This is a genomic window from Runella sp. SP2 (assembly GCF_003711225.1).
Classification (GTDB): Bacteria; Bacteroidota; Bacteroidia; order Cytophagales; family Spirosomataceae; genus Runella.
Window position 1 is genome coordinate 6,467,383 of the sequence record NZ_CP031030.1, and the last position, 21,160, is coordinate 6,488,542.

At 43.5% G+C, this 21,160-nt stretch carries 22 protein-coding genes; 5 read left to right on the forward strand and 17 right to left on the reverse strand.

Annotation, left to right across the window (positions count from 1 at the left end):
• Positions 1-30: 30 nt before the first annotated feature.
• The 7 genes from DTQ70_RS26020 to DTQ70_RS26050 all read right to left on the reverse strand — a co-directional run bounded on the left by DTQ70_RS26020 (position 31) and on the right by DTQ70_RS26050 (position 7,586).
• Positions 31-393 carry a four helix bundle protein gene (locus tag DTQ70_RS26020; RefSeq protein ID WP_122933507.1) on the reverse strand — a complete coding sequence of 121 codons (363 nt, stop codon included), beginning with the start codon at positions 391-393 and terminating at the stop codon, positions 31-33.
• 92 nt (positions 394-485) lie between these two features.
• Complete coding sequence (locus DTQ70_RS26025; protein WP_122933508.1) at positions 486-1,661, reverse strand: ABC transporter permease; 1,176 nt, start codon at positions 1,659-1,661, stop codon at positions 486-488.
• A gap of 5 nt (positions 1,662-1,666) precedes the next feature.
• Positions 1,667-2,917 (reverse strand): ABC transporter permease, encoded by a 1,251-nt coding sequence (locus tag DTQ70_RS26030; RefSeq protein ID WP_122933509.1) that lies wholly within the window; start codon positions 2,915-2,917, stop codon positions 1,667-1,669.
• Between the two features lie 11 nt (positions 2,918-2,928).
• The gene (locus tag DTQ70_RS26035) at positions 2,929-3,594 is read right to left on the reverse strand and encodes an ABC transporter ATP-binding protein (RefSeq protein WP_122933510.1); all 666 of its coding nucleotides are present in this window, start codon (positions 3,592-3,594) and stop codon (positions 2,929-2,931) included.
• A gap of 92 nt (positions 3,595-3,686) precedes the next feature.
• A complete protein-coding gene (locus DTQ70_RS26040) occupies positions 3,687-5,144 on the reverse strand; it encodes a TolC family protein (protein WP_122933511.1) in 1,458 nt (485 codons plus the stop codon).
• A gap of 7 nt (positions 5,145-5,151) precedes the next feature.
• Positions 5,152-6,402 (reverse strand): efflux RND transporter periplasmic adaptor subunit, encoded by a 1,251-nt coding sequence (locus tag DTQ70_RS26045; protein WP_122933512.1) that lies wholly within the window; start codon positions 6,400-6,402, stop codon positions 5,152-5,154.
• A gap of 152 nt (positions 6,403-6,554) precedes the next feature.
• Entirely contained in the window at positions 6,555-7,586 is a 1,032-nt protein-coding gene (locus DTQ70_RS26050) for an Rpn family recombination-promoting nuclease/putative transposase (protein WP_122933513.1), read from the reverse strand.
• A gap of 243 nt (positions 7,587-7,829) precedes the next feature.
• Here DTQ70_RS26050 and DTQ70_RS26055 point away from each other — a divergent pair, with 243 nt between their 5' ends.
• The 4 genes from DTQ70_RS26055 to DTQ70_RS26070 all read left to right on the forward strand — a co-directional run bounded on the left by DTQ70_RS26055 (position 7,830) and on the right by DTQ70_RS26070 (position 12,895).
• A complete protein-coding gene (locus DTQ70_RS26055; protein WP_028524879.1) occupies positions 7,830-8,294 on the forward strand; it encodes a (2Fe-2S)-binding protein in 465 nt (154 codons plus the stop codon).
• 10 nt (positions 8,295-8,304) lie between these two features.
• A complete protein-coding gene (locus tag DTQ70_RS26060) occupies positions 8,305-10,434 on the forward strand; it encodes a xanthine dehydrogenase family protein molybdopterin-binding subunit (protein WP_122933514.1) in 2,130 nt (709 codons plus the stop codon).
• A 130-nt stretch (positions 10,435-10,564) separates the two neighbouring features.
• The gene (gene lpdA / locus DTQ70_RS26065) at positions 10,565-11,956 is read left to right on the forward strand and encodes a dihydrolipoyl dehydrogenase (protein WP_122933515.1); all 1,392 of its coding nucleotides are present in this window, start codon (positions 10,565-10,567) and stop codon (positions 11,954-11,956) included.
• Between the two features lie 165 nt (positions 11,957-12,121).
• Entirely contained in the window at positions 12,122-12,895 is a 774-nt protein-coding gene (locus DTQ70_RS26070) for a hypothetical protein (protein ID WP_122933516.1), read from the forward strand.
• A 3-nt stretch (positions 12,896-12,898) separates the two neighbouring features.
• Here DTQ70_RS26070 and DTQ70_RS26075 read toward each other — a convergent pair whose 3' ends face one another.
• Genes DTQ70_RS26075 through DTQ70_RS26090 form a run of 4 tightly spaced genes read right to left on the reverse strand, consistent with a single transcriptional unit; the run spans position 12,899 to position 16,255 of the window.
• Entirely contained in the window at positions 12,899-13,405 is a 507-nt protein-coding gene (locus DTQ70_RS26075; protein WP_122933517.1) for a hypothetical protein, read from the reverse strand.
• Positions 13,406-13,462: 57 nt separating this feature from the next.
• Positions 13,463-14,593: a hypothetical protein gene (locus tag DTQ70_RS26080; protein WP_122933518.1), complete on the reverse strand. Its 1,131-nt coding sequence runs from the start codon at positions 14,591-14,593 to the stop codon at positions 13,463-13,465.
• Between the two features lie 39 nt (positions 14,594-14,632).
• Positions 14,633-15,784 carry a hypothetical protein gene (locus DTQ70_RS26085; protein ID WP_122933519.1) on the reverse strand — a complete coding sequence of 384 codons (1,152 nt, stop codon included), beginning with the start codon at positions 15,782-15,784 and terminating at the stop codon, positions 14,633-14,635.
• An 18-nt stretch (positions 15,785-15,802) separates the two neighbouring features.
• Positions 15,803-16,255 (reverse strand): hypothetical protein, encoded by a 453-nt coding sequence (locus DTQ70_RS26090; protein WP_122933520.1) that lies wholly within the window; start codon positions 16,253-16,255, stop codon positions 15,803-15,805.
• A 370-nt stretch (positions 16,256-16,625) separates the two neighbouring features.
• Here DTQ70_RS26090 and DTQ70_RS26095 point away from each other — a divergent pair, with 370 nt between their 5' ends.
• Positions 16,626-17,285 carry a porin family protein gene (locus tag DTQ70_RS26095; protein ID WP_122933521.1) on the forward strand — a complete coding sequence of 220 codons (660 nt, stop codon included), beginning with the start codon at positions 16,626-16,628 and terminating at the stop codon, positions 17,283-17,285.
• 92 nt (positions 17,286-17,377) lie between these two features.
• On the opposite strand, the gene DTQ70_RS26100 is transcribed toward DTQ70_RS26095, so the two are convergent.
• The 6 genes from DTQ70_RS26100 to DTQ70_RS26125 form a co-directional block, all read right to left on the reverse strand.
• A complete protein-coding gene (locus DTQ70_RS26100; RefSeq protein ID WP_122933522.1) occupies positions 17,378-17,758 on the reverse strand; it encodes a LytTR family DNA-binding domain-containing protein in 381 nt (126 codons plus the stop codon).
• A 255-nt stretch (positions 17,759-18,013) separates the two neighbouring features.
• Positions 18,014-18,352 carry a large conductance mechanosensitive channel protein MscL gene (gene mscL, locus DTQ70_RS26105; RefSeq protein WP_122933523.1) on the reverse strand — a complete coding sequence of 113 codons (339 nt, stop codon included), beginning with the start codon at positions 18,350-18,352 and terminating at the stop codon, positions 18,014-18,016.
• 58 nt (positions 18,353-18,410) lie between these two features.
• Entirely contained in the window at positions 18,411-19,301 is an 891-nt protein-coding gene (locus DTQ70_RS26110; RefSeq protein WP_122933524.1) for a DUF3078 domain-containing protein, read from the reverse strand.
• A gap of 33 nt (positions 19,302-19,334) precedes the next feature.
• Positions 19,335-20,165 carry a mechanosensitive ion channel family protein gene (locus DTQ70_RS26115; RefSeq protein ID WP_122933525.1) on the reverse strand — a complete coding sequence of 277 codons (831 nt, stop codon included), beginning with the start codon at positions 20,163-20,165 and terminating at the stop codon, positions 19,335-19,337.
• 1 nt (position 20,166) lies between these two features.
• Positions 20,167-20,370, reverse strand: coding sequence for a hypothetical protein (locus DTQ70_RS26120; protein ID WP_122933526.1), 204 nt, complete (start codon positions 20,368-20,370; stop codon positions 20,167-20,169).
• 24 nt (positions 20,371-20,394) lie between these two features.
• A complete protein-coding gene (locus DTQ70_RS26125; protein ID WP_229600015.1) occupies positions 20,395-21,015 on the reverse strand; it encodes an RNA polymerase sigma factor in 621 nt (206 codons plus the stop codon).
• Positions 21,016-21,160 lie beyond the last annotated feature (145 nt).

Below are 21,160 nucleotides of genomic sequence, written 5' to 3' on the forward strand. Positions count from 1 at the left end.
GGGTATTGGGCAAAGGGCACGGGCGTTATATTATTTAAGGGCCTTTTGAAAATTTGTAATTTTTCTACTCAATTCTTCTAAACGAGCAAATAACGCCTCTTTTTCCGTAAGTGAGACATAATTTCGTCGTTCTGAAATAATTAGAATATTAGCACACTCATAGCAAGAACGTCTGGCATAATTCAAAAACTGGGAAAATTCTGGTTTCGATGAAGATCCAGCTCCTTCTGCTATGTTATTTGAAATGCTCATCGCTGCCCCCCTAAGTTGTTCTGCAAAACGGTATTTTTTCTTTTCTTCGAGTCTATCCGCAATATCATACAACTCATCGCCTATTTCTATGGCAATTTTCCAAATTTCTAAATCCTCAAACCTAAACTTACGTTCAATCATAGCTTACTGAGAAAGGTGCTGAAAGCTCAAAAATTAACAAAGATACACCGAATTTACCATCCCCATGCCACTCTCCCTCTGCCCTCTGCTTTTTATTCTTCATGCAGCACCACCGCAGGCTGCAACACCGAGGCTTGGCGGCTTGGGTAAAAGGCACAGATACCGACGAGTACGTAAATCGCAATGACAGCCAATAACATACCAAACAAATATACACTCGCTTCCACGTCAAAGACGTTTAGTAGCGGAAATTGAATGGCGAAAAACAAGCCCAGAATCAGCCCAAAGGTGGCGATAACGGCCGTTTCTCCAATAAAATGCCATAAAATTGCTCCCTTGGTAGCGCCCATAGCGCGGCGAACGCCAATTTCTTGCTTGCGGCGATTGATGGTTTGGAACAATACCCCAAACATCCCCAAAGCGACATTGAAGACCAAAAAGCCGCAGATAATCAACAAAATCAAAACAGGCACCAACACCAAGTTATTACGGTTCGATTTCATTTCGCCCATCTGCTGAATTTCGATTGTCCAATCTTTGCCAAGGCGTGCTAGTTCCCGTACAATTTTGGCTTCCTCCTCAGCCCCACTTCCCGCTCTCACTTTTAGCACCATAGTATCGTCCCATTTGTCAGAAGAAGGGCGGAAGAGGGTATTGTCAAGTTCTTGAAAATCACTTTTGTGTTTGTAGTAATCTACCACGCCTACTACTTTCATTTTCTTACTTACTGCTGCCTCTTCGCCATCTCCAATTATTTTTCCAACGGCGTCTTCTGTGCTAAATAACTCTTTGGCCAAGTGTTTGGTGATAACCACAGGCACAAAATTCCCCGCAATATCGCCCTTCGTAAACCAACGGCCTTGCGTTATTTCCATGCTCATTGCTTTGGGAAAATCGGGCTCTACTGAGACAATGTCGCTCGACACTTTTTTCTTGTTATAGGATAGGCTATTGCTCATTGTGCTAAACGTAAACGGCGCGTTGGAGCTTGTATAGGAAAAGCTTTCTACTTCTCGATAGCGCTTCAATTGCTGACTAATCAGCTCTTTGTACTCCGCCTTCGCCGTATCGCTTGAGGTATTGAAGTTGATAAAAGCTACCCAAACGTTGTTGGTTTCTAGGCCAGCGGGCGTCATGTAGTTTTGAAAATTATACACCCCGAGCGAGCAAACAGCAAACAAAATCAAGAAAGAAAAGAAGATTTCGGTCATCATCAGGGAGTTACTTTTTCTTCGCTTCCAGATGAGTTTAAACAAATGTTTTATCATGGCTTTTAATATTTTAAGGCATCTACTACCTGTAATTTTGACATTCTCCAAGCAGGATAAACCCCTGATAATAACCCAAATATTAGGCTAACTAGAATCGCTACTGAGAATACTTTCCAGTTGAAACTCAGGTCGATGTAAGCAATGAGATTGCTTTGGTTAATGTAAAAAATCACCAACGATGACAAAATTAGGGCAATTACACCACCGATGAGGGTCAGGATGATATTTTCAATGACAAACTGCATCACAAGCGTCTTGCTTGACGCTCCAAACGCTTTTCTCACGCCAATCTCTGACGCTCGTTCCATGATTCGACTCATGTTGACGTTTACCAAATTGATGGCGGGAAGCGACATAAATAGCAGAACAACACCAAGGAGAATAGAAATAATGAGCGTTGACCCGTCGCCGTCACCCGAACCTTTTAGCTCGCGCGTAAAGCTCACAAAATAGGTGTCGGCAAATACGTATAATTTGTCAGGGTTAAACCATTTGTCGTCCGTTTTGGTAGGTTTGATTTTAGAGGCAACTGCCTTAAATTCTTCCTGTAATTTGAGCTTATCGTTGGGATTATTAGGCAAAATAAGTGCCATGTAATCTCCCCTTAGCCTTGTCTTTTTCAAATCGGCTTTTGAGGTATTGTAAGGAAAATACAAGTCAGAAGACGTATGAAGGCGTGTGACGGGACATCCTTTCACTACCCCAATGATGCGGTATTTTACGTTATCGACTTCGAGCATTTTTCCAACGGCTGGCTGGCCTTTTCCTACGTACTGGTCACGTACATTGTCATTGATAACCACCACATAATCGTTGTTAGCGATGTTTTGAGCGGTGTACCTTTTTCCTTCTAAGAATTCAAAAGAAGTAACTTCCCAAAAATTAGCATCGGTGTAGCGATACATCACCTTGATTTTGTGGTTATTGAGATAAATATTAATGGTATTGAACATACTCACTGCCGCTACTTTTGCGGGCGTTTTGAGCGTCCGAATGTAGGTATTGATAAACGAAAAACTAACAGGGCCAGAGCTTGAGCCTCCATTTTTGGTATCTTTTTCTTTGATATTCCATACATAAAGCGAATTGTCGCGGTTTACTTCGGGATAACCTGCCGACACCAAGTGGTCGAAAAAAGCCGTGACCACCACCAAGATAGTGAGCGTAAAACTGATGCCAAACAAACTGATAAACGTAAAGAACTTCCGACGTTTCAGCACGGCAAGGGTGATTTTGAGGTAGTTAAATAGCATAGCTTTAAAAGTTAGGATACCTGTGAGCCGTCAAATAATCGAATCAAACGATGTGTGCGCTTGGCCATGTTTTCGTCGTGCGTTACCATTACAATCGTGGTGTTATCGCGCTGGTTGAGGGTGAGTAAGATGTCCATGATCTCGTTACCCATGTTACTGTCCAAATTTCCCGTTGGCTCATCGGCCAAGATAATTTCGGGTTGCCCCACAATGGCTCGTGCAATGGCCACGCGTTGTTTTTGCCCACCCGAAAGCTGGTTGGGATAGTGTTTCATGCGGTTGCTTAACCCTACTTTCTCAAGCGCTTCCGAGGCCAAGCGACTACGTTCGGCACCCGACACGTTGCGGTACAACAAGGGTAATTCTACGTTGTCCAAAACAGGCAAGTCATTAATCAAATGGAAACTTTGGAAGATAAATCCGAGGGTTTGGTTGCGGAAACTCGCCAATTGTGCATCCGAAAGGCCGTTGGTTTGTTTTCCGTCAATTTCCACTTGCCCTTTGGAAGGCTCATCGAGCAGCCCAATGATGTTGAGCAGGGTACTTTTTCCGCAACCCGAAGGCCCCATAATCGACACAAATTCTCCTTTTTCGACGCTCAAATTCACTTTGTTGAGCGCGACTGTCTCTATCGTGGCTGTGCGATAGACTTTTTCGATGTTTTTTAGCTGTATCATGGTTTGTTTTTGGTTTTACCCCGTCCCCTAACCTTCCCCTGTAGGGAAAGAGAATGACTCTCCCCTCCCTACAGGGGAGGGCCAGGGTGGGGTTATTTTAATTTACTGTTGGTTTCAAAATCGTACAACGTCAACTGACGGAGTTTATAATACGCTCCCCAATAATCGCGCAAGGCATAAATATAATCGCGCTTGGCTTGGTCTTTTTCGGTAAAAGCAATGCTCAAATCCGTAATGCTCAAGTTGCCTAATACGTAGCGTTCTTGGGCAATTTTGTATTTTTCTGAGGCAATGCTATCGGCTTCGACGGTGAGCGCTAGCTGGTCGCGAAGCATCTCAAAGAGAGATACTTGGGTGTAAATTTCTTGGCGAAAATTTTGTTGGTCTTGCTCCACAGCATACTGCGTTAGCTGGCGCTGTGCTTCGGCGGTTTTGGTACGCGATTTCGACCGCCCCCAGTCCAAAATCGGGATGTCAAGTTGTAGTTCGACGGTTTGTTGGTCTTGGGGTTTGCGGTACAGTTCAGGCACGGTTTGTCCTCGGTTCGAAAAGCCCATCGTAGCCGTCAGCGTGGCATTCAGCCCGTTGTCGCCTTTGGCTTTGGAGACAGCTCGTTCAGCCTCTAATTTTCGACGACTAAACCCAATGGCATCGGCCCGATTGGCAAATGCCTCCGCAATGGCCTTGTCCGTTGATAATAGCATCGCAACTGGAGGACGTGGCGTGTTCAAAACGAGTTTTCCCTCGTTTTGAACACCAATAAAGCTTTTCAAATTGAGCGACGCGATTTCTAAATCACGCTTTGAAACACCTACTGCTTTTTGGGTTTTGAGCAATTCTAACTGTAGTTGAAGAATTTCGTTGCGACTTGTTTTTCCCAATTCAAATTTCTCTTTGGCTACTTTTAGAATATTATCGGTGTTGGTCAAGTTTGTTTCGGCAATTTGTAAATTGACTTGCGCCAACAACAAATCGAAAAATAATCCACTGGCCTGCAACGAAATTTGTTCCAACGATTCTACGTAGGCTTGTTGGCTTTCGTTAAATTTTAATGGCTCAATTTTTTTGTCCCACTTAAACGAGTTGAAGCGTAGCAACGGCTGCATATACCCAACGGCAAATGGGGTACCGTTGTAAAGGGTATTTTTACGGTCAAAATCATCAAAACGCTGCAACTGCGATGTCGCATAAATACTTCCTCCCGTGGCAGCAATACTCTGGCTCAGCGATAGGTTCAAGGAAGAGTTATTGTTCCGAACAGGTTGGAACTGAATCGTTCCATCGGGCTGACGTACTTCAATAAACGACCGACTGAAAGCGGGCAAGTTTCCGTTGAGGGTTAGTTGAGGTTTGTAGTTCGACAAAAACGTGCGGTATTCCCAGTACTTAGTTTCTTTGGTAGTAGCCGCTTGCCGCGCCGAAATCGACTGATTACGAGCCATTTCTACTACTTCCGAAAGGGTCACCCCTACTTGCCCCCAAAGCAACCCACTTTCTCCCCAAAAGGGTAGTATAAGCGCAATAAATGCGGATATGTATCTCTTTTTCATGCTGTTGTTAGGGGATAAGTTCGACCTCTTTCGCGTTTTTAAACTTGCTCATGTCTGAGATAATCACCTTTTCTCCCGCTTTGATACCCTCCAAAATCTCGACATAATCAAAGTTGGCCAAGCCCACCTTTACCGTGCGGCGCTCGGCTTTGCCGTCGTTGCGAAGGACAAACACATCCTGAACAGGAACTCCCGTAAAACCCGCGCCATTGGTCACTCGGACCACTTTCGAGTGCGCATCCGTAATGGGGAAGACTTCGACCTTCATTTTGGGGCGTAGAAGTTTATGCCCTTTCTCGTCGAGTTGAATGTCAAAATTGACGATGTTGTTTTGAACCGAAGGAGAGATATTCGTCAACGTACCTCTAAGCAACGTCTCATTGACCCTGACCACGACTCCCATTCCGATTCGGATTTGTTCGGCATAATTATCCGAGATGGCACCAATGATTTTGAATCCACTCAAATCGGCCAAACGCGCCAACACTTCTCCTTCTGCGACTTTGGAGCCAATATTTTTGTTGACGTAGGTCAATACCCCCGAGCGGTTCGCCGTGATATTTGCTTGTTGCAGTTTGCGTTGAAGTTCTTGCAAATCTTTCGCCTGAATTTGCGCCTCGATTTCCGACTCTTTGATGTCGGCCTTCACCGTTTGTTGCTTAATCCGAATATCATTTTCGAGTTGGCGTTTTTCGAGTTGGGCGATGCGTAACGTCTGTTCTGCTTGCTCAATGGCCTCCCGTGTGCCTCCTCCTGCACGAAACAGTCGCTTGGCATTTTCTACTTCCGCCCGAAAGCTATTGATTTTTAAGCCTTTGATGGAGTCGTTGATTTTCAAATCATACACGCTTTTATCCAACTCCCAGCGGAGTTTGACGATTCCGTTGCGTTTCAGTTCGAGTTGGTCTTTTTGTTTGTCAAAGCTTAATTGGGTAAACTCTTTGTCCAACTCCAAAATTTTGTCGCCTACCTTCACCGAAGCCCCAGGCTCTAGGTACGTTTGCTGAATGACTGCGGTAATGGGGCTGGTAATAACGGCTTCAAAATCGGGCTGTACTTCGCCCGATGCAGTGAGCGTATTTTCCACGTCGCCCACTTCTGCGGTAGCGAGCCGCACATCTTTTTGGTTGATGCTATTTCCAAAGGAATTTCGCAGCAACCATACGGCAAGGACAATCCCGCTTGTGCCTACAGCTATCCAAAGCCAACGGCGGCGCGATTGTTGCTTTTTACTTTCTTCTGGTAACTCTCTGTCCATTTTTGAAAAATTTTGGCTGTTTTTCTATTAATGGCTTCAATACCTGTACCAGAAGTCAATTGTTTATTTATCAGAATATTAGCTTTGTTTTAAAAAAGAAAAAGTGTTCGATTTCGAACACTTTGTTTGAAAATGAGAACGATAAACAAGCCTTACCGCAAGGCTTCGATTTCTTCTTGCGACAGTCCTGTTAAGCGCATGATAATTTCAATAGGCATATTTTCGGCCAATGCAGAACGAGCAATCAATTTCTTGCTTTCAATCATTCCCTGTTCTATCCCTTTTTCAATTCCTCGTTCTATTCCCTGTTCTATTCCTTTTTCAATTCCTCGTTCTATTCCCTGTTCTATTCCTTTTTCAATACCCTGTTTTAGACCCTCTTGTAAACCTTGTTGTAAACCTTGTTCTAATCCTTCCTGCAAGCCTTCTAAATGCCCTACCGTTTTACCTCTAAGTTCACCTTCTGCGATTGCCGTATCAATCACATTCTTTAAATCTCGGTAATATTTTAGGCTGGCCTCGTATCCTGCCAACTCTGCTGCCGAAAACTTAGCGATTTCAGCTGCTTCAAATAGTTTAGTGAAAATTTTCTCTTGCAAAGCCACAGGGCGCTTTTCCAAATAAGGAAGATGCTTCAGTACATACAGCCATTTATCGTAAGCTGTTTCAAGCTCAGCCTCCGTTTTGGTGAAATGAGGCATTTCTAAATAGATAAACGTCAGTTTTTCGTAAAAAATACGGTTGTTTTGGTCTTTGAGCTTTACTTCGTGGCGGACTTCTTTTTTGTCGCTATCTTCCGTAAAAACAAAATCTAGTATCCCAACGGTATATATTTCGGCTAATTTAAAGTCCCAATCTCCGCGTTTTGCTTGTTCTTGAATCGGAAAAGACGCATAAAATACGCTTCGGTCTTTAAAATAATTTTGTTTCGCTTTTTGCATTTCTACAATAAAGCGTTCTCCGTTTGTCCCTACGCAATACAAATCAAAAATGGCCTTGCGGTCAAGTTCTTTTTGTCCAAGATGTTCGTTTTTAGCATACGACAAATCAGCGATTTTATGACGACTTGGCAGGACGACTTCGTTCAAAAAATCAATCAGCAAGTCCTTATTGGGTTCAGAACCAAAGAGTTTCTTGAAACCAAAGTCAGTGAAAGGGTTTACGTATTTATCTTCTAAGGCCATGAGTTACTAATTTTAAACAAAGTTACCCTTTTATAGATAAACTTTGACGATGAATTACTTTTGTATTAAGTCTAGCTTTTAGGTTTAGACGAAATCAACCACCCAAAGTATCAAGCTGTTACCTAGTTGGGTTATTAATCTTGAATCTTCCACGATTCGTCGCGAAAAATAACCTTTCATTGCGTCAAGGCTAACTTTTTAGACTGACTTTATGTTATAGTTCCAACTTTAATCTTCTCTAACATGGCATTATTTCAACTCAAAATCAACGGCAAAAACTACCCCGTCGATGTAGATGCCAATACGCCGCTTCTGTGGGTATTGCGCGATCACCTCGACTTAGTTGGCACTAAATACGGCTGCGGAATGGCCATGTGCGGTGCTTGTACCGTACACGTCAACGGCGATGCAACGCGCTCGTGTGTGCTTCCAATTTCGGCGGTTTCTGCTGCCAACATCACGACGATCGAGGGGCTTTCAGAAAAAGGTACGCATCCCGTCCAAGAAGCGTGGGATGAAGTGGATGTTCCGCAATGTGGGTATTGTCAAGCGGGTCAAATCATGACAGCTTCGGCTTTACTTTCTAAAAATCCCAACCCATCGGATAAAGACATTGAAGAAGCGATGGTCGGCAATATTTGTCGGTGCGGTACTTACCACCGTATCCATGATGCAGTAAAAGTGGCGGCAACCAAAATGAAAAAATAACCCTACGAACATGAGCACAAATCAATCCAGAAGAGATTTTTTTAAAACGACTGCCGCCGCAGGTGGTGGCTTGGTGTTGGGGTTTAGTTGGTTCTCCTCGGAGGCTTTTCAACCTCAAGTGGTAGGTACAGCCGCCGCTGACGCTATCGACTTCAATGCTTTTTTAGCTATTTCTCCCTCGGGAACTGTTACCATATTTTCTCCCAACCCCGAAATTGGTCAGGGTATTAAAACAGCGTTTCCTATCATCGTTGCTGAAGAACTCGATGCTGACTGGGAAAAGGTAAAAGTGGAACAATCTCCCCTTGATACCAAAAAATTTGAACGCCAATTGACGGGCGGAAGCGGTGCGATTCGCCACTCGTGGGAACGCCTCCGCAAAGCAGGCGCTACGGCCCGTGCGTTGCTTATCGAAGCAGCTGCCCAGCAGTGGGGCGTGCCTGCTAGCGAATGCAACGCCCAAAAAGGAATGGTGGTACACAGCTCGGGCAAGAAATTAGGCTACGGCGACCTTGCCGTTGCAGCCTCTAAATTACCCGTTCCGAAAGAAGTTAAATTAAAAGCCAATTCATCATTCAGCCTCATCGGAAGCCGCGTCAAAGGTGTTGACAATAAAGATATTTTGACGGGCAAAAACTTATTTGGAATTGATTACAAACGCCCAGGTATGCTCCACGCCCAGGTGCAGCGCCCACCTGCTTTTGGTCTTAAACTCAAGTCATTTGATGCCACCGAAGCTAAAAAGATGCCAGGGATTGTCAATGTCGTTTCGTTTGGAAACAAAGTGGCGATTGTGGGTAAAACCAACTGGGAAGTAATGCAAGCCCGCAAGGCGGTGAAAATTGAGTGGGAAAAAGAAAAAGACCTTGAAAGCTCTGCCGACCACGACCGTTTGTTCAAAGAAATGCTTAACGGCACCAACGTGACGGTACAACGCAAAGACGGCGATGTAGAGGCCGCGTTCAAGAATGCCCATAAAATCATTGAAGCAGAATACCAGTGCCCCTTTTTGCCACACTCTCCCATGGAACCGATGAACTTCTTTGCTCATTTCAAAGGAGATAGCATTGAGTTAGCGGGGCCTAGCCAAACGCCCGAAGCTGCGCAGAAACAAATCGCCAAAATGCTCAACATTGCCCCTGAAAAAGTAACGTTGGAGCTTACGCGCATGGGAGGTGGTTTTGGACGCCGTCTTAATACCGATTATGCCGTAGAAGCTGCCGAACTGTCGAGCATCATCAAAGCACCTGTTAAAGTAACTTGGACGCGCGAAGACGACATGACAGGCGGTATTTATCGCCCTGCGGTTCGTTATCGTTTCAAGGCTTCCATCGACAAAGCGGGAAATATGACGGGCTTCATGCTCCACGGAGCAGGTTTAAACGCAGGTAACTCTACCCGCCAAGATAACTTCCCAGCAGGAGCGGTTGACAACTTATTGATTCAATCTTCTGATTATAAATCTCCGATTACGACAGGCCCTTGGAGAGCCCCCATCACCAACTTCTTGGCCTATGCCGAACAAGCCTTTTTGGATGAAGTAGCAATGGCTGCGGGCAAAGACCCTGTGCAGTTCCGCCTTGAGCTGTTGGACAAAGTACAAAAAGCGCCCGTTGGAAAAATCACGTACGAAGTCAATCGTTTCCGTGAAGTGATTAAACTCGCGGCCGAAAAATCGGGCTGGGGCAAGAAGAAAAAAGGAGTCTCTCAAGGCTTTAGCGTTTATTTTTCTCACGCCTCGTACGTAGCGCAGGTAGCCGAAATGACGATGGTTAAAGGAAAGCCCGTTTTGAAGAAAGTATATGCGGCGGTTGACTGCGGAATTGTTATCAACGAAAGTAGCGCCAAAAACCAAATTTACGGTGCAATCGTCGATGGAATTGGCCACGCCATGTACGGCAACTTGACATTTAAGGACGGTGCTCCACAGCAAGAAAATTTCAACAAGTACCGCCTCATTCGATACAATGAAGTGCCCGAAATTGAGGCACATTTTGTGAATAACGGTATCGACCCAACAGGTTTGGGCGAGCCTGCCCTTCCGCCAACGGGAGGTGCATTGGCCAATGCGATTTTTAAAACCACAGGAAAACGCCTCTACAATCAGCCATTTGCCGACCAAGATGGGCCACTCGGTTAGGGTTTGCGGATAGTTACTTGTCAAACCAACTTTTAAGCCTATTTTTGCGTTCGTTTTCAGGGAGGTTGTTTGCTTTCCCAGCAACAATCTCCCCACAATTCGAACATCCAACTACTCAAAATTAGAAGAAATGGCTTCACAGTACGATGTAATAATTATCGGCAGCGGGCCTGGTGGCTACGTAGCTGCTATCCGTGCCTCACAATTGGGCTTGAAAACAGCCATCGTTGAAAAAGAACACCTCGGTGGAATTTGCTTAAACTGGGGTTGTATTCCCACCAAAGCGTTGCTTAAAAGTGCTCAAGTTTTTCAGTACATCAACCACGCCAAAGATTACGGTATCACGGTAGGTAGCGCAGAAGCTGATTTCGGTGCTGTCATTAAGCGTAGCCGCGACGTTGCCAATGGAATGAGCAAAGGGGTAAATTTCTTGATGAAGAAAAATAAAATCGACATCATCGATGGCCTCGGGCGCGTTAAACCTGGCAAAAAAGTAGAAGTTGAAAAAGACGGTAAAAAAACTGAATATATTGCCAACCACATCATCGTCGCTACTGGCGGCCGTGCTCGCCAACTTCCTAACGTCCCTATCGACGGTCAGAAAGTAATCGAGTACCGCAAAGCAATGTCGCTCGAAAAACAACCTAAATCGTTGTTGGTGATTGGTTCAGGAGCAATTGGCGTTGAGTTTGCGTACGTTTACGCAAGCATGGGCACCAAAGTAACCATCGTAGAGTTTATGCCAAACATCGTTCCTGTAGAGGACGAAGAAATCTCGAAAGAGTTGGCAAAACAATACAAAAAACTAGGCGTTGAAATCTATACCAACTCAAGCGTTGAGAAAGTAGATACCAGCGGCGCAGGTTGCGTTTCGACCGTAAAAACTCCTTCTGGCGAAATCAAAATTGAGACTGACGTGGTACTTTCAGCGGCGGGTGTGGTTGCCAATATTGAAAACATCGGTTTGGAAGAAACAGGTATTAAGTTGGAACGTGGCAAAATCGTTACGGACGACTATTACCAAACCAACGTTCCTGGCTACTACGCCATCGGTGACGTTACTAAAGGCCAAGCCTTGGCGCACGTTGCTTCAGCGGAAGGTATTATTTGTGTGGAGAAAATCGCAGGAGAGCATCCGCACCCACTCAATTACAACAACATTCCTGGCTGTACGTATTGCTCACCCGAAATCGCCTCGGTAGGTTATACCGAAAAAGCGGCCAAAGAAGCAGGCTACGAAATCAAAGTAGGTAAGTTTCCTTTCTCAGCCTCAGGTAAAGCAAAAGCTGCAGGCGCTCCCGAAGGATTTGTGAAAGTGATTTTCGACGCGAAATACGGCGAATGGCTTGGCGCGCACATGATTGGAACCAACGTAACCGAAATGATTGCCGAAGTAGTGGTAGCTCGTAACCTCGAAACGACAGGTCACGAAATCGTTAAATCGGTACACCCTCACCCAACCATGTCTGAGGCCATCATGGAAGCGGCTGCCGCAGCCTATGGCGAAGTGATTCACTTGTAAGATAGACATTGCTGGTAGAGTACCTAACTGCCTTTGAAAAAAGCCCTTAGCTCGTTTGGTTAAGGGCTTTTTTCGTTCTTATTTTGCAATAATTAAACCACTCATCCGTTTTGGATTGCGAATTAACACCGCAATCACCACCTTCGCGTCAAATCTCACATAGCCATGACTCGTCTCTTATCCTACTTCATTGTATTCGCTACAAGTGCATTCTTTTTTGCCTGTTCTACCGAAAACGAAAAAAAAACCGTTACCGAAGGCCCCGTTTATACCTTGGTTTTTATGGACAAAACCCAAAGTGTGAACGTTAACAAAGCTTTTGTTACGCAAAAATACCAGCAGATTCTAACTGATTTGGTCGAACAAAACATTCACCAAAAAGGTGATAAACTGGAAGTCTATTTTATTCACGAAAATACCCAAAAAGCCCGTGCTTTGTCGCTCACTTGCCGCACCCAGGTGGATGATGTCAGTCACATGAATGCTACTGACCGTGAAGCGGCCGAAACCACTGCCGACCTTGGCATTCAGCGGGAGCGCATGATTTTCTTGAAACAATTGTTGACAAAACTTAATGTGCAGAATGTAGGAGCGTCGCAGCGCCAAACCGACATTTGGGCGAGTTTGCCCGTTATTACCAAAGCGGCTGAAACGGGTGCTGAGGTACGGGTATATTACCTAAGTGATATGATTGAAAGCATGAAAGGCACCAATCGCCGCGATTTTCACTCTAACCCTCCCAAGGACAATGCGCAAGCGGATGAATGGGCCAAGGCCGACGCCAAACAAATGCAGCAGTATGCCTTGAGTGCGTCTTCTATCAAAATTGCGTTGCCGTTTGAGCCCACAAGCAGTACGAAAGAAAACAACCCTACGGTGACGCAGTATTGGTCAACCCTCCTTCAAGAGTTGGGAGCGGGTTCGGTAGAAGAATTGTAGTGGCTAGCCAAAAAGCTTGCGCCACCCCCATAACAACAACACAAGCAGCAACGCAAAAATGACCAGCACGTACTCAAATTTGAGGTACGAGAAAACCACTATGCGCGTACGATCCACAATCCACATGATGGCAATCGTGGCAAAAATCATGAGTACTAAGCCGCTCAGCTTCTGAAATCCTGGAATGTAATCAAACGACACTACGTTTCGGCGAATTAGCCACAGGGTCAGAAACATGGAAAAAAAAGGAAGAATTTGGGTGTAAATGTTGAAATCGAAAATGCTTCGCCGTTCAAACAAAAACAGATACACGTTGAGGGTCACGGAGAAAATCCCTGGAATACAAATCAAATAAATCAGGAACGCATAGAAGTAGTTCCACGGCGGAATATGTCCTTCATTCTTACCTAGAAGTCCTGCCAAAAACGCCATCAATGGCACTACTGCAAAATAAAAAAGCACCCAATCAGGGCGTTCTCCAATTCGGTCAAAAAACTGTTGTAAGGTCATGGGTTGCGTCAAAAAAAACTTCCCGAAAGGTTGTAGCTTTCGGGAAGTTGCATCATCCTAGTTAAAAATATCCGTAATACCGCCACCCGCATTTTTCTGCTCAGAAGTGAGCTTGTAGTTCGGGTTTGAAATTCGATTAGGGTCGCTTACTTCAAACTCACCTCCTTTGATTTGGTTGGCAAAGGTCTCCAAGCGAGCGTATGCACGTTCATCGTTTGGATTAAAGTCTCTCACAATGCTGTCCAAATCGCGAATGTTGGCTTGTGTGCTGGCAATGTCGCTGGCAATTTGTCCCGAAATCACTTCCAACGCATAGTCTAGCTGCCAATCTTGGCCTTGGCCCAGCACCTTCCGGGCACGAGTGGTAGCGTTGTTGGCCGCAGCCATTGCACGAGACTCCGTTTTAAGCAAGTTGATGCTTGTGGCAAAATCTTTCAATTTTTCGTCAAACGCGTGGCCGTAGCCTACCAATTTGCGATCAAGTTTGGCAAACACATTGGCCCGAGAACCAAACGTGTCCACTAATCGCTTGTACGTTTCTGCTTCCGATACGGCACGGTTCCCGTCGCCAATGGCTGAATTAAGTTTTCCCTCTAAATGTACAAAATCGTCGGTTTCTCGTGCTGCATCACCGCCTTTTTCAATCATTTTGTCTAGCTTCACTTTCAATGCTTTGGCTTCTTCTTGGCAATACACTACTTTTTGACCCGCATCTTTGGCTAGTTTCTCGGCTTTCACCGCTTCTTGTTTCATTTGAATCTTACAAGCGTTGATTTCGGCCTTTACTTTTTCAAATTGTTGACGCGAATCTTTCATCTTGTCCAATTGATCGTCAAGCTCTGCAAAAGGATCCACTTTAATCAAAAACTTGTGCAATCCACGCACCAAACGACGGAATAGTTTAAAAATAAACGGTGCCAGCATTACACCTAATACCACCGTACCTACAACCACCAATGCGGCTAGTGCCTTCGTAAAAGCCGCCACAATGACGGGCAATACGAACATAAAAAAGCCGTATAAAAGGCCCAACATCAGGATAAGTCCCACAAACCAAGCGATGGATTTCTCGCCTTTTTTCCAGTTGGCCATGTTTTCTGGCAACACTTTTAATTTATTTTCTCCACCTTCCAAATGTTTCAAGATGGGCAGGTCGCTCAATTTTGTCAATGCTTGATTATTGTCCATGAGAAAAAGAAAATTGGTTATACTTTGTCAAAAATAGGTTTATTTAGCTTGAAAATCACCTTTGTACGTATCATAAACCGTGGTGTTGATCCAATACGCATCTCGGGTAAAATAGAAGGTTTTTCGCTCTGGATTACCGATTTCGCGAATCGCTTGTAGTACCAACGAAATCCCCGCTAAGCACGCATCACGGTTATACACCTTTTTAGTCGCCTTGTCGAGGTCGCGTGCCATCAACTCTTTCAGCTTTGCATCTTTGACGTTATCAAACTTTCGAGTTTCAAACTCCGACCATCCGTCGGGCGTACGAAGCATGTTGTAAAACTTCAACAAGTCATCGTACTTAAACTCAATGATTTCGTCCTGTACTTTTTCGGGTACCAACCACGTGATGAACTGGTACGAAACGCCACCTGTGGTATAAACAATGTTACGCGTTGCCGACCGAATCTCAGGGTTATCGTTGAGCGACGAACGAATCAGCGGTGCAATGGAGTCTTCGACCATACTTTTTAAATCCTGAACGTAAGCTTCAAATCCGTTGGTACGTTTCAAAATACGTTCCGACAAGCGGCGGGCTCCGTACTCGATGTTATACGATTTGAAGGTATAACGTTCGCGGCCATCGGCACCGACGTATTTCTGCAAAATCCCTCCTTTGGTGTTTCCCCCACCCACATCGACCAAAATCGCTGAATCGAAGTCTTCGCGGGCCAACCCCGCCCTTGCGCCGTAGGTGGCTTCCGCTTTGGCAGGCATATTGATGTTTACGCGCATTCCAAGGTTTTTCTGGGCTAGTGCGTCTAAATCGCCAATGTTAGAAGCAATATTCACCCCCGAAGACGCATAAATGATAAAGTCTTTATTGGTGAGTTTATATACTGACTTTACGTCTTCCATCATTTCTTGCACAAACGCAATTGCTTCTTGAATGTCCGCAGGGCGAAGTTTTCCCCCGTTGGTTTCCATCCCTTTCACCAGTCCTACTGTTTCTTGGCGGTCATAAACCAGCTTATAGCGCAGTTTGTTGTTTTGGAAATAAAAGCCCATCACCGATAATTTTACTCCCTGCGAGCCAATGTCAAACCCGCCGCGATAACCCGCGTATTTGGGGGTTTGAGCTAGTGTTTGTAAGGCTACCATGCAAAAAACAAGAAGCATGAGTAAGCCTTTATTTAAGTATTTTTTCATGTTTCAAAAAGTTTAAACCTAGATATCTACTTCAACATCCTCGTTGTTTTTCGACTTCTTTTTAGGCTTTGCTGGTTCTGCCGACTCTTTTTTCGTTACCGATTTTTTGGTCGTTGCTTTTATTTTTTTAGGTGTGGTTGTTGCCACCTTTTTTGCAGGTTCGGCAGCTTTTGCCACCGCAGGAGCCTCATCAACGGCCACATCGCTTACTTTAGGCTGAACTTTCTCTTCCACTTTCGCGGGTTCTTTGCTGTCCGAAGCAACTTTATCCGTCGAAACCGAAGTACTTGCTCCATTGGACACAGCTACCGTATCTGTATTTGTGGAAGTGGTAGCAGTTGGTTCTTCTTTTCCGTTCTTCAAAATATACCAAGCAGAGCCACCTAACACCCCTGCAACGACCAAAAAGATGAGTACTTTTGAAAAAGTAGTGAGTTGTGACCAAAATCCGCGTTCTTGTTGAGGTTCCATGATTGGTTAATGATTGTTAATTGTTTTAGATTTAGCAACTAAGCTGTTCGAGTATTCAACGAAGTACCGAAACTATTTTAACAGAATCAAGTAGGAATAGCACTTCTCCGTCATAAATCGCTGTAAAACAATAGTTTTACTTCAATTACTCGAACGATTCATTGATTTAACGGTTCAAATGTATAAGGTAGTTGGGTGCTATTTGTAAGATTTTTATGAGTGGTTAAGGGGGTGTAAGAGGTGCGTTTTTTAAGTAAGATTGGTATCATTTTCAAATTTAGAAAATTCTGCAAACAATCTCGACGATACTGTGGGCGTTAATCCGTCATCATTGTTATTATTTTTACACAATAACTCTCTATAACAAACCATGAAAAAGGCAATTTTGGCGTTTTTGGTTCTATCTGCTGCTTTACAAGCCAATGCGCAATTTAATCGCAAATTAGTTTTTGTCGGTGTGCGCGGAGGAGCAAACTTCTCACAACTTCAAACCGAAGGACTGAGCATAAGCCGTCCAGGAGCATCTGTTCAAGATTTTTTTAAAAATAACTCAGCCAATCGCACAGGATATGTAGTTGGAGCTTATGCCCGTATTGGTCGAAAATTATTCATTCAACCAGAGATTCTTTTATCCTCAAAAGGTGGGACATTTGAAATTCTCAAAAGTGGTAGCAGTTCTCCCGTCAATGTTGATGTCAAGTTTAGCCAGATTGATATTCCTGTTTTGGTGGGTTTTAAATTGGGGCCGTTGCGTTTTAATGCGGGTCCGATGGCATCACTCAATGTTGCACAAGGAAGCCAATTGGGAGATGCTTTAAAGGTATATTCTTCTCAGAATATCAACAAGACCATCGAACAAGCTACGTTTGGCTACCAAGCAGGTATTGGCTTAGACATTCGGTCGTTTAATATTGATTTACGTTACGAAAGTGGGCTTTCTAATATTTCGCAGTTGAACTTACAGAACAATGCGCAGTTCAACAGCAAAGTGTCACTATGGCAACTTACGGCGGGTTTTACCCTGTTCTAAAATGAATTCGTCCTGCCGATGAGTCGGCAGGACGATATTTTATCAATTAACCCACTAAAAAAAATCTTTATTCTGATAGAATTGTTTTCTGTTTAAGCTACACGCCGCAATACTGGGCACACTTCGCGAATCCGACGGCGTGATATGGCAATTTCTCTCCCCCCTTGTAACCGCAATGATCGGTCATCCTCACAGTAATCTTGCAAAAACGCCAAGTTGATAATCCAAGATTTGTGTACACGCAAAAACACAGTCTTGTCCAAAATATCGGCATAACTCTTCAGTGTTTTAGACACCAAATACCGTCTTCCGTCACTTGTATAAATATAGGCATAGTTTCCTGAGCCTTCCATGCACACCAACTGACTCATAGGAATTACTATTTGACGCGTACCATTCGGAATAATAATGCTATTGTTTGAATGTGTTCCTGACGAAGCAGGAAAGCTAGTAAGTAGAGGTTGTGTGTTCATGATTATGTCAGTTTTAGCGTGTGAGGGATAGGGGCTTGCCTTCTAATTTGACACAACAAACATACTACAAAAAAAGAGGGGAGTAAAATACGTATAAATACGTAGTGTTTTGTAAGTTGCTGTAATTCAATTATTTAATGTGAGTGGTTGCTTGAGAATGCCGTACTACCACTTGACAAAACACGTAGAAATACGTATATAAAAAAGCCCTGCTCGCATGTTGCAAACAGGGCTAGGGTAAATGGCAAAAGCTAATTATTCTTTGGGAGCTAGTGAGTTTGAAAGTTTGGCTTTGTTGGCAGCCTTCACAATGAGGAAGATTACCCACATTGTAATCAAAAATTGAATACCCACATTGATAAAGCTACCGTAGCGTATTGCTACTTCGGCAGTTTGTGTAGCAGGATCCGCAGCTTTCAAAACAATTTTTAGCGCTGATAAATCAACACCGCCGACAGCTAGTCCTACGACAGGGTTGATAATGTCATCCATAAAGGCAGTTACTACTTTTCCAAAGGCAGCACCTACCAATACCCCGACGGCTAAATCTAGGACATTTCCTTGGGCAATAAACTTTTTGAATTCTTGAAGCATAGTTAGTAGTTGTTTAGGGTTGTGTAGCTAATTTACAAAATCATTTTAAAGTGCCCAATTACCAGCTGTACAAAAAGCCAAAGTTGATTGATTGCGCTAATTGCATTTTAGCTACTTGGTCTTGATCATAAATGGCAATCAGGCCAATATTGACATTAAAGTACTTGGCAAACTTTGCGGTCAATTGAGCATCCAAACGGTTATCGATGGCTGCCAAGTCTTTTGCGCTTGCAAAGGCTTGATAACGCCATTTTAAATTGACGTCTTTCACCAAATCTTTGTTATAGTTCATCACCAATTGCATTATTGCCACTTCGTTCCGAACTGCTTTTCCACGCTCTACACCGTAGTTTGAAAACTTATATTCTGGACTTAAACGGTCGATATCCAAATATAAGTCCTTATTGCCCAAAATCGTTTGTCGAATCGCCCCTGGAGCAAATTGCATGTTGAAAAACTTATTAGGTTTCCACTCCAATCCGATGGCTTCCGTAATGTAGGCTGGTGTAAAGAACCCAGAGATAAATGGTCGTCTATCAGTGGTAAAATCACGGCCATTGGCTACTTGTGACAAAAAGTTTATGTTGGCAAAAAACAGCCATTGTGAATTTGTGCCGAGCTTATACCCGTACTTTGAATCAAAAAAAAGTCGATCGATACTCTTCCGAAAGTCATCACCTCGGTTTTGTATGGCTCCTAGTTGGAACTGAAAATCGTTTACCCAGTTCGTTGGACCTTTGGTGTATTCCCCTTTAGAATTAAGATAAATCCCTAAGGCAATGTTATTGATACCTCCGCCTTGCCAACTATTACTAAATGTACCTTGGCTTAAATTTACCCCAAACTGTGATTTTTTTTTCCAGTAACTGGTGTCTTTTACTGCTTCTTGTGCCCAAGCTCCAATGATTGTAAGGGCCATCATTACAACTAATGTACTAACTTTTTTCATGGTAAAACTGATTTGTTTTCAGCGCTATTTGGTCTATTTATCAAAAATCTCTACTTTTTTAGATTGCAATGCTTGAAGTGGGAAGACGGTTTTTGACTCGCCCGTTTCGAGGGTAATAGAGGTGGTATCAAGGGCAATGATTTTTCCTTTGACATCGTCTATTTGAATAATTTGGCCCTCTTGATACTTGTTTTTGTTGTAAAATGAGGAAAGGAGGTTGGCTAAAATATCTTTTGAGGCAAAGCCATATCCAACTGCAAAGGCCAAAACAATACCACCCATCAAGAGATTAAAACTCGACTCCAATAATTCGGTATTTACACCTGCTTGGCCAAGGGCGCTGATGATGGTAATTACCAAAAAGAACGTAAATACAATTGTTCCTATCAATTTAGCAGAAGGTACATTAAAGGATTTACAAATAGATACCACCGCATTTTTAATGGCTTCTGACACTAAAACGCCAATTTGGAGCATGATAGCCGCCACAATGAGTTGAGGTACAAAATTGACAAGCTTCTCTACCAAACTGGTAATTGCACCGACGCCTAATGTACGCGTAGCATCCGTGATAAAACCAAGCATTATAAAGTAGTACAATACTTTAGATACGATATGACTTAGTTTAATTTCGGTTTGAAGTTGTTTTACAATGCTGACTTCGTTTAGTTTATCGCCAATTTTATCAAAACCTACGCGTGATAATACCTTACTTGTAATTACTGCTAATCCTTTGGCGACGGCATACCCAATCAACAAAATGAAAGCAGCAAAAATAAATCGGGGGACAAACTCAACAAATTGATTGATCAGTTTGGTAAGCGTACTAATGAGTATTTCGGTGAGGTTTGGTAATTGTTTCATTCTAGCTAGAGGTTTTGTCTTGATTAGGTACAGCTTTATTTAGCTCATTGCTTGCCATAGCACCAGCGGCACTAAAAAAATGCCCCACATAGAGCGTTACCAGCTCCATGGTGTTTCTAATCGTGTCAATTTCTGATACGATTGCTTTTTTTAGCGACTCAGGTACCTTATCGTCGGGGTCGATGTCGAAAAAAGGATTACTCATTTTGCGATTTTAGTATTCCTAGTGTTAGTGTTTCAGCCACCATTTCACCAAGAGTGTCAATTTGGTTATAATCAGCATTGTGAACATCGCGCCTTCTAGGTAGCGTTTCTTGAGCTTTTCTTTGGTGCGCTTTAGTCGCATTTTAACGGCGCTCTCAGTCAACCCAAACGTATCTGCGATGTCTTTGATACTAAAGTCGTCTTGATACTTCATGAGTAGAATTGTTCGCTCTTCGTGCGAAATTCCATCCAAAGCCTGACGAAGACGTTTAGCATCCATTTCTATTTCTTCAATATCTTCGCCTTCTTCGGCCACATCAATTGTTTCGGTCAATTCATCTTCGGCCATCTTCTTCGTTAACCTCAACTGATCCATGCAATAGTTGTAGGTAATAGAAAACAGCCAAGTAGAGAATTTTGAAGATTCTTTAAACGTGCCAATCCGTACGATTAATTTCAGAAAAATATCGTGGGTAAAGTCTTCTGCTTTTGCTTGGTCTTTCACAAAAGATAGACACTTCCTATACACCTTATCAGCGTATCGCTCATAAAGTGCTTCAAAAAAAGTGTTGCGTTGCGTGTCAACATACATGCGCACCAACTGCTCGTCGGTATAGTGATTCATTCCAATTGAGTGTACGCTCATTAGGACGGGAAGATAGGTTTAGAGTAACAAGAAAAATTGAAGTAAAATACAGAAAATCTTCTCACACTGCACACAATGAGGCATTTAATTTTGCTCGTTATGGCTATTTAATAAGCTAAATACGTTTATTTATATAATAAAAATA

Bases quoted from the DNA above. Each gene is read 5' to 3' on its own strand.
- DTQ70_RS26020 (WP_122933507.1), bottom strand. From the start codon at position 393: ATGATTGAACGTAAGTTTAGGTTTGAGGATTTAGAAATTTGGAAAATT.
- DTQ70_RS26025 (WP_122933508.1), bottom strand. From the start codon at position 1,661: ATGATAAAACATTTGTTTAAACTCATCTGGAAGCGAAGAAAAAGTAAC.
- DTQ70_RS26030 (WP_122933509.1), bottom strand. From the start codon at position 2,917: ATGCTATTTAACTACCTCAAAATCACCCTTGCCGTGCTGAAACGTCGG.
- DTQ70_RS26035 (WP_122933510.1), bottom strand. From the start codon at position 3,594: ATGATACAGCTAAAAAACATCGAAAAAGTCTATCGCACAGCCACGATA.
- DTQ70_RS26040 (WP_122933511.1), bottom strand. From the start codon at position 5,144: ATGAAAAAGAGATACATATCCGCATTTATTGCGCTTATACTACCCTTT.
- DTQ70_RS26045 (WP_122933512.1), bottom strand. From the start codon at position 6,402: ATGGACAGAGAGTTACCAGAAGAAAGTAAAAAGCAACAATCGCGCCGC.
- DTQ70_RS26050 (WP_122933513.1), bottom strand. From the start codon at position 7,586: ATGGCCTTAGAAGATAAATACGTAAACCCTTTCACTGACTTTGGTTTC.
- DTQ70_RS26055 (WP_028524879.1), top strand. From the start codon at position 7,830: ATGGCATTATTTCAACTCAAAATCAACGGCAAAAACTACCCCGTCGAT.
- DTQ70_RS26060 (WP_122933514.1), top strand. From the start codon at position 8,305: ATGAGCACAAATCAATCCAGAAGAGATTTTTTTAAAACGACTGCCGCC.
- lpdA (WP_122933515.1), top strand. From the start codon at position 10,565: ATGGCTTCACAGTACGATGTAATAATTATCGGCAGCGGGCCTGGTGGC.
- DTQ70_RS26070 (WP_122933516.1), top strand. From the start codon at position 12,122: ATGACTCGTCTCTTATCCTACTTCATTGTATTCGCTACAAGTGCATTC.
- DTQ70_RS26075 (WP_122933517.1), bottom strand. From the start codon at position 13,405: ATGACCTTACAACAGTTTTTTGACCGAATTGGAGAACGCCCTGATTGG.
- DTQ70_RS26080 (WP_122933518.1), bottom strand. From the start codon at position 14,593: ATGGACAATAATCAAGCATTGACAAAATTGAGCGACCTGCCCATCTTG.
- DTQ70_RS26085 (WP_122933519.1), bottom strand. From the start codon at position 15,784: ATGAAAAAATACTTAAATAAAGGCTTACTCATGCTTCTTGTTTTTTGC.
- DTQ70_RS26090 (WP_122933520.1), bottom strand. From the start codon at position 16,255: ATGGAACCTCAACAAGAACGCGGATTTTGGTCACAACTCACTACTTTT.
- DTQ70_RS26095 (WP_122933521.1), top strand. From the start codon at position 16,626: ATGAAAAAGGCAATTTTGGCGTTTTTGGTTCTATCTGCTGCTTTACAA.
- DTQ70_RS26100 (WP_122933522.1), bottom strand. From the start codon at position 17,758: ATGAACACACAACCTCTACTTACTAGCTTTCCTGCTTCGTCAGGAACA.
- mscL (WP_122933523.1), bottom strand. From the start codon at position 18,352: ATGCTTCAAGAATTCAAAAAGTTTATTGCCCAAGGAAATGTCCTAGAT.
- DTQ70_RS26110 (WP_122933524.1), bottom strand. From the start codon at position 19,301: ATGAAAAAAGTTAGTACATTAGTTGTAATGATGGCCCTTACAATCATT.
- DTQ70_RS26115 (WP_122933525.1), bottom strand. From the start codon at position 20,165: ATGAAACAATTACCAAACCTCACCGAAATACTCATTAGTACGCTTACC.
- DTQ70_RS26120 (WP_122933526.1), bottom strand. From the start codon at position 20,370: ATGAGTAATCCTTTTTTCGACATCGACCCCGACGATAAGGTACCTGAG.
- DTQ70_RS26125 (WP_229600015.1), bottom strand. From the start codon at position 21,015: ATGAGCGTACACTCAATTGGAATGAATCACTATACCGACGAGCAGTTG.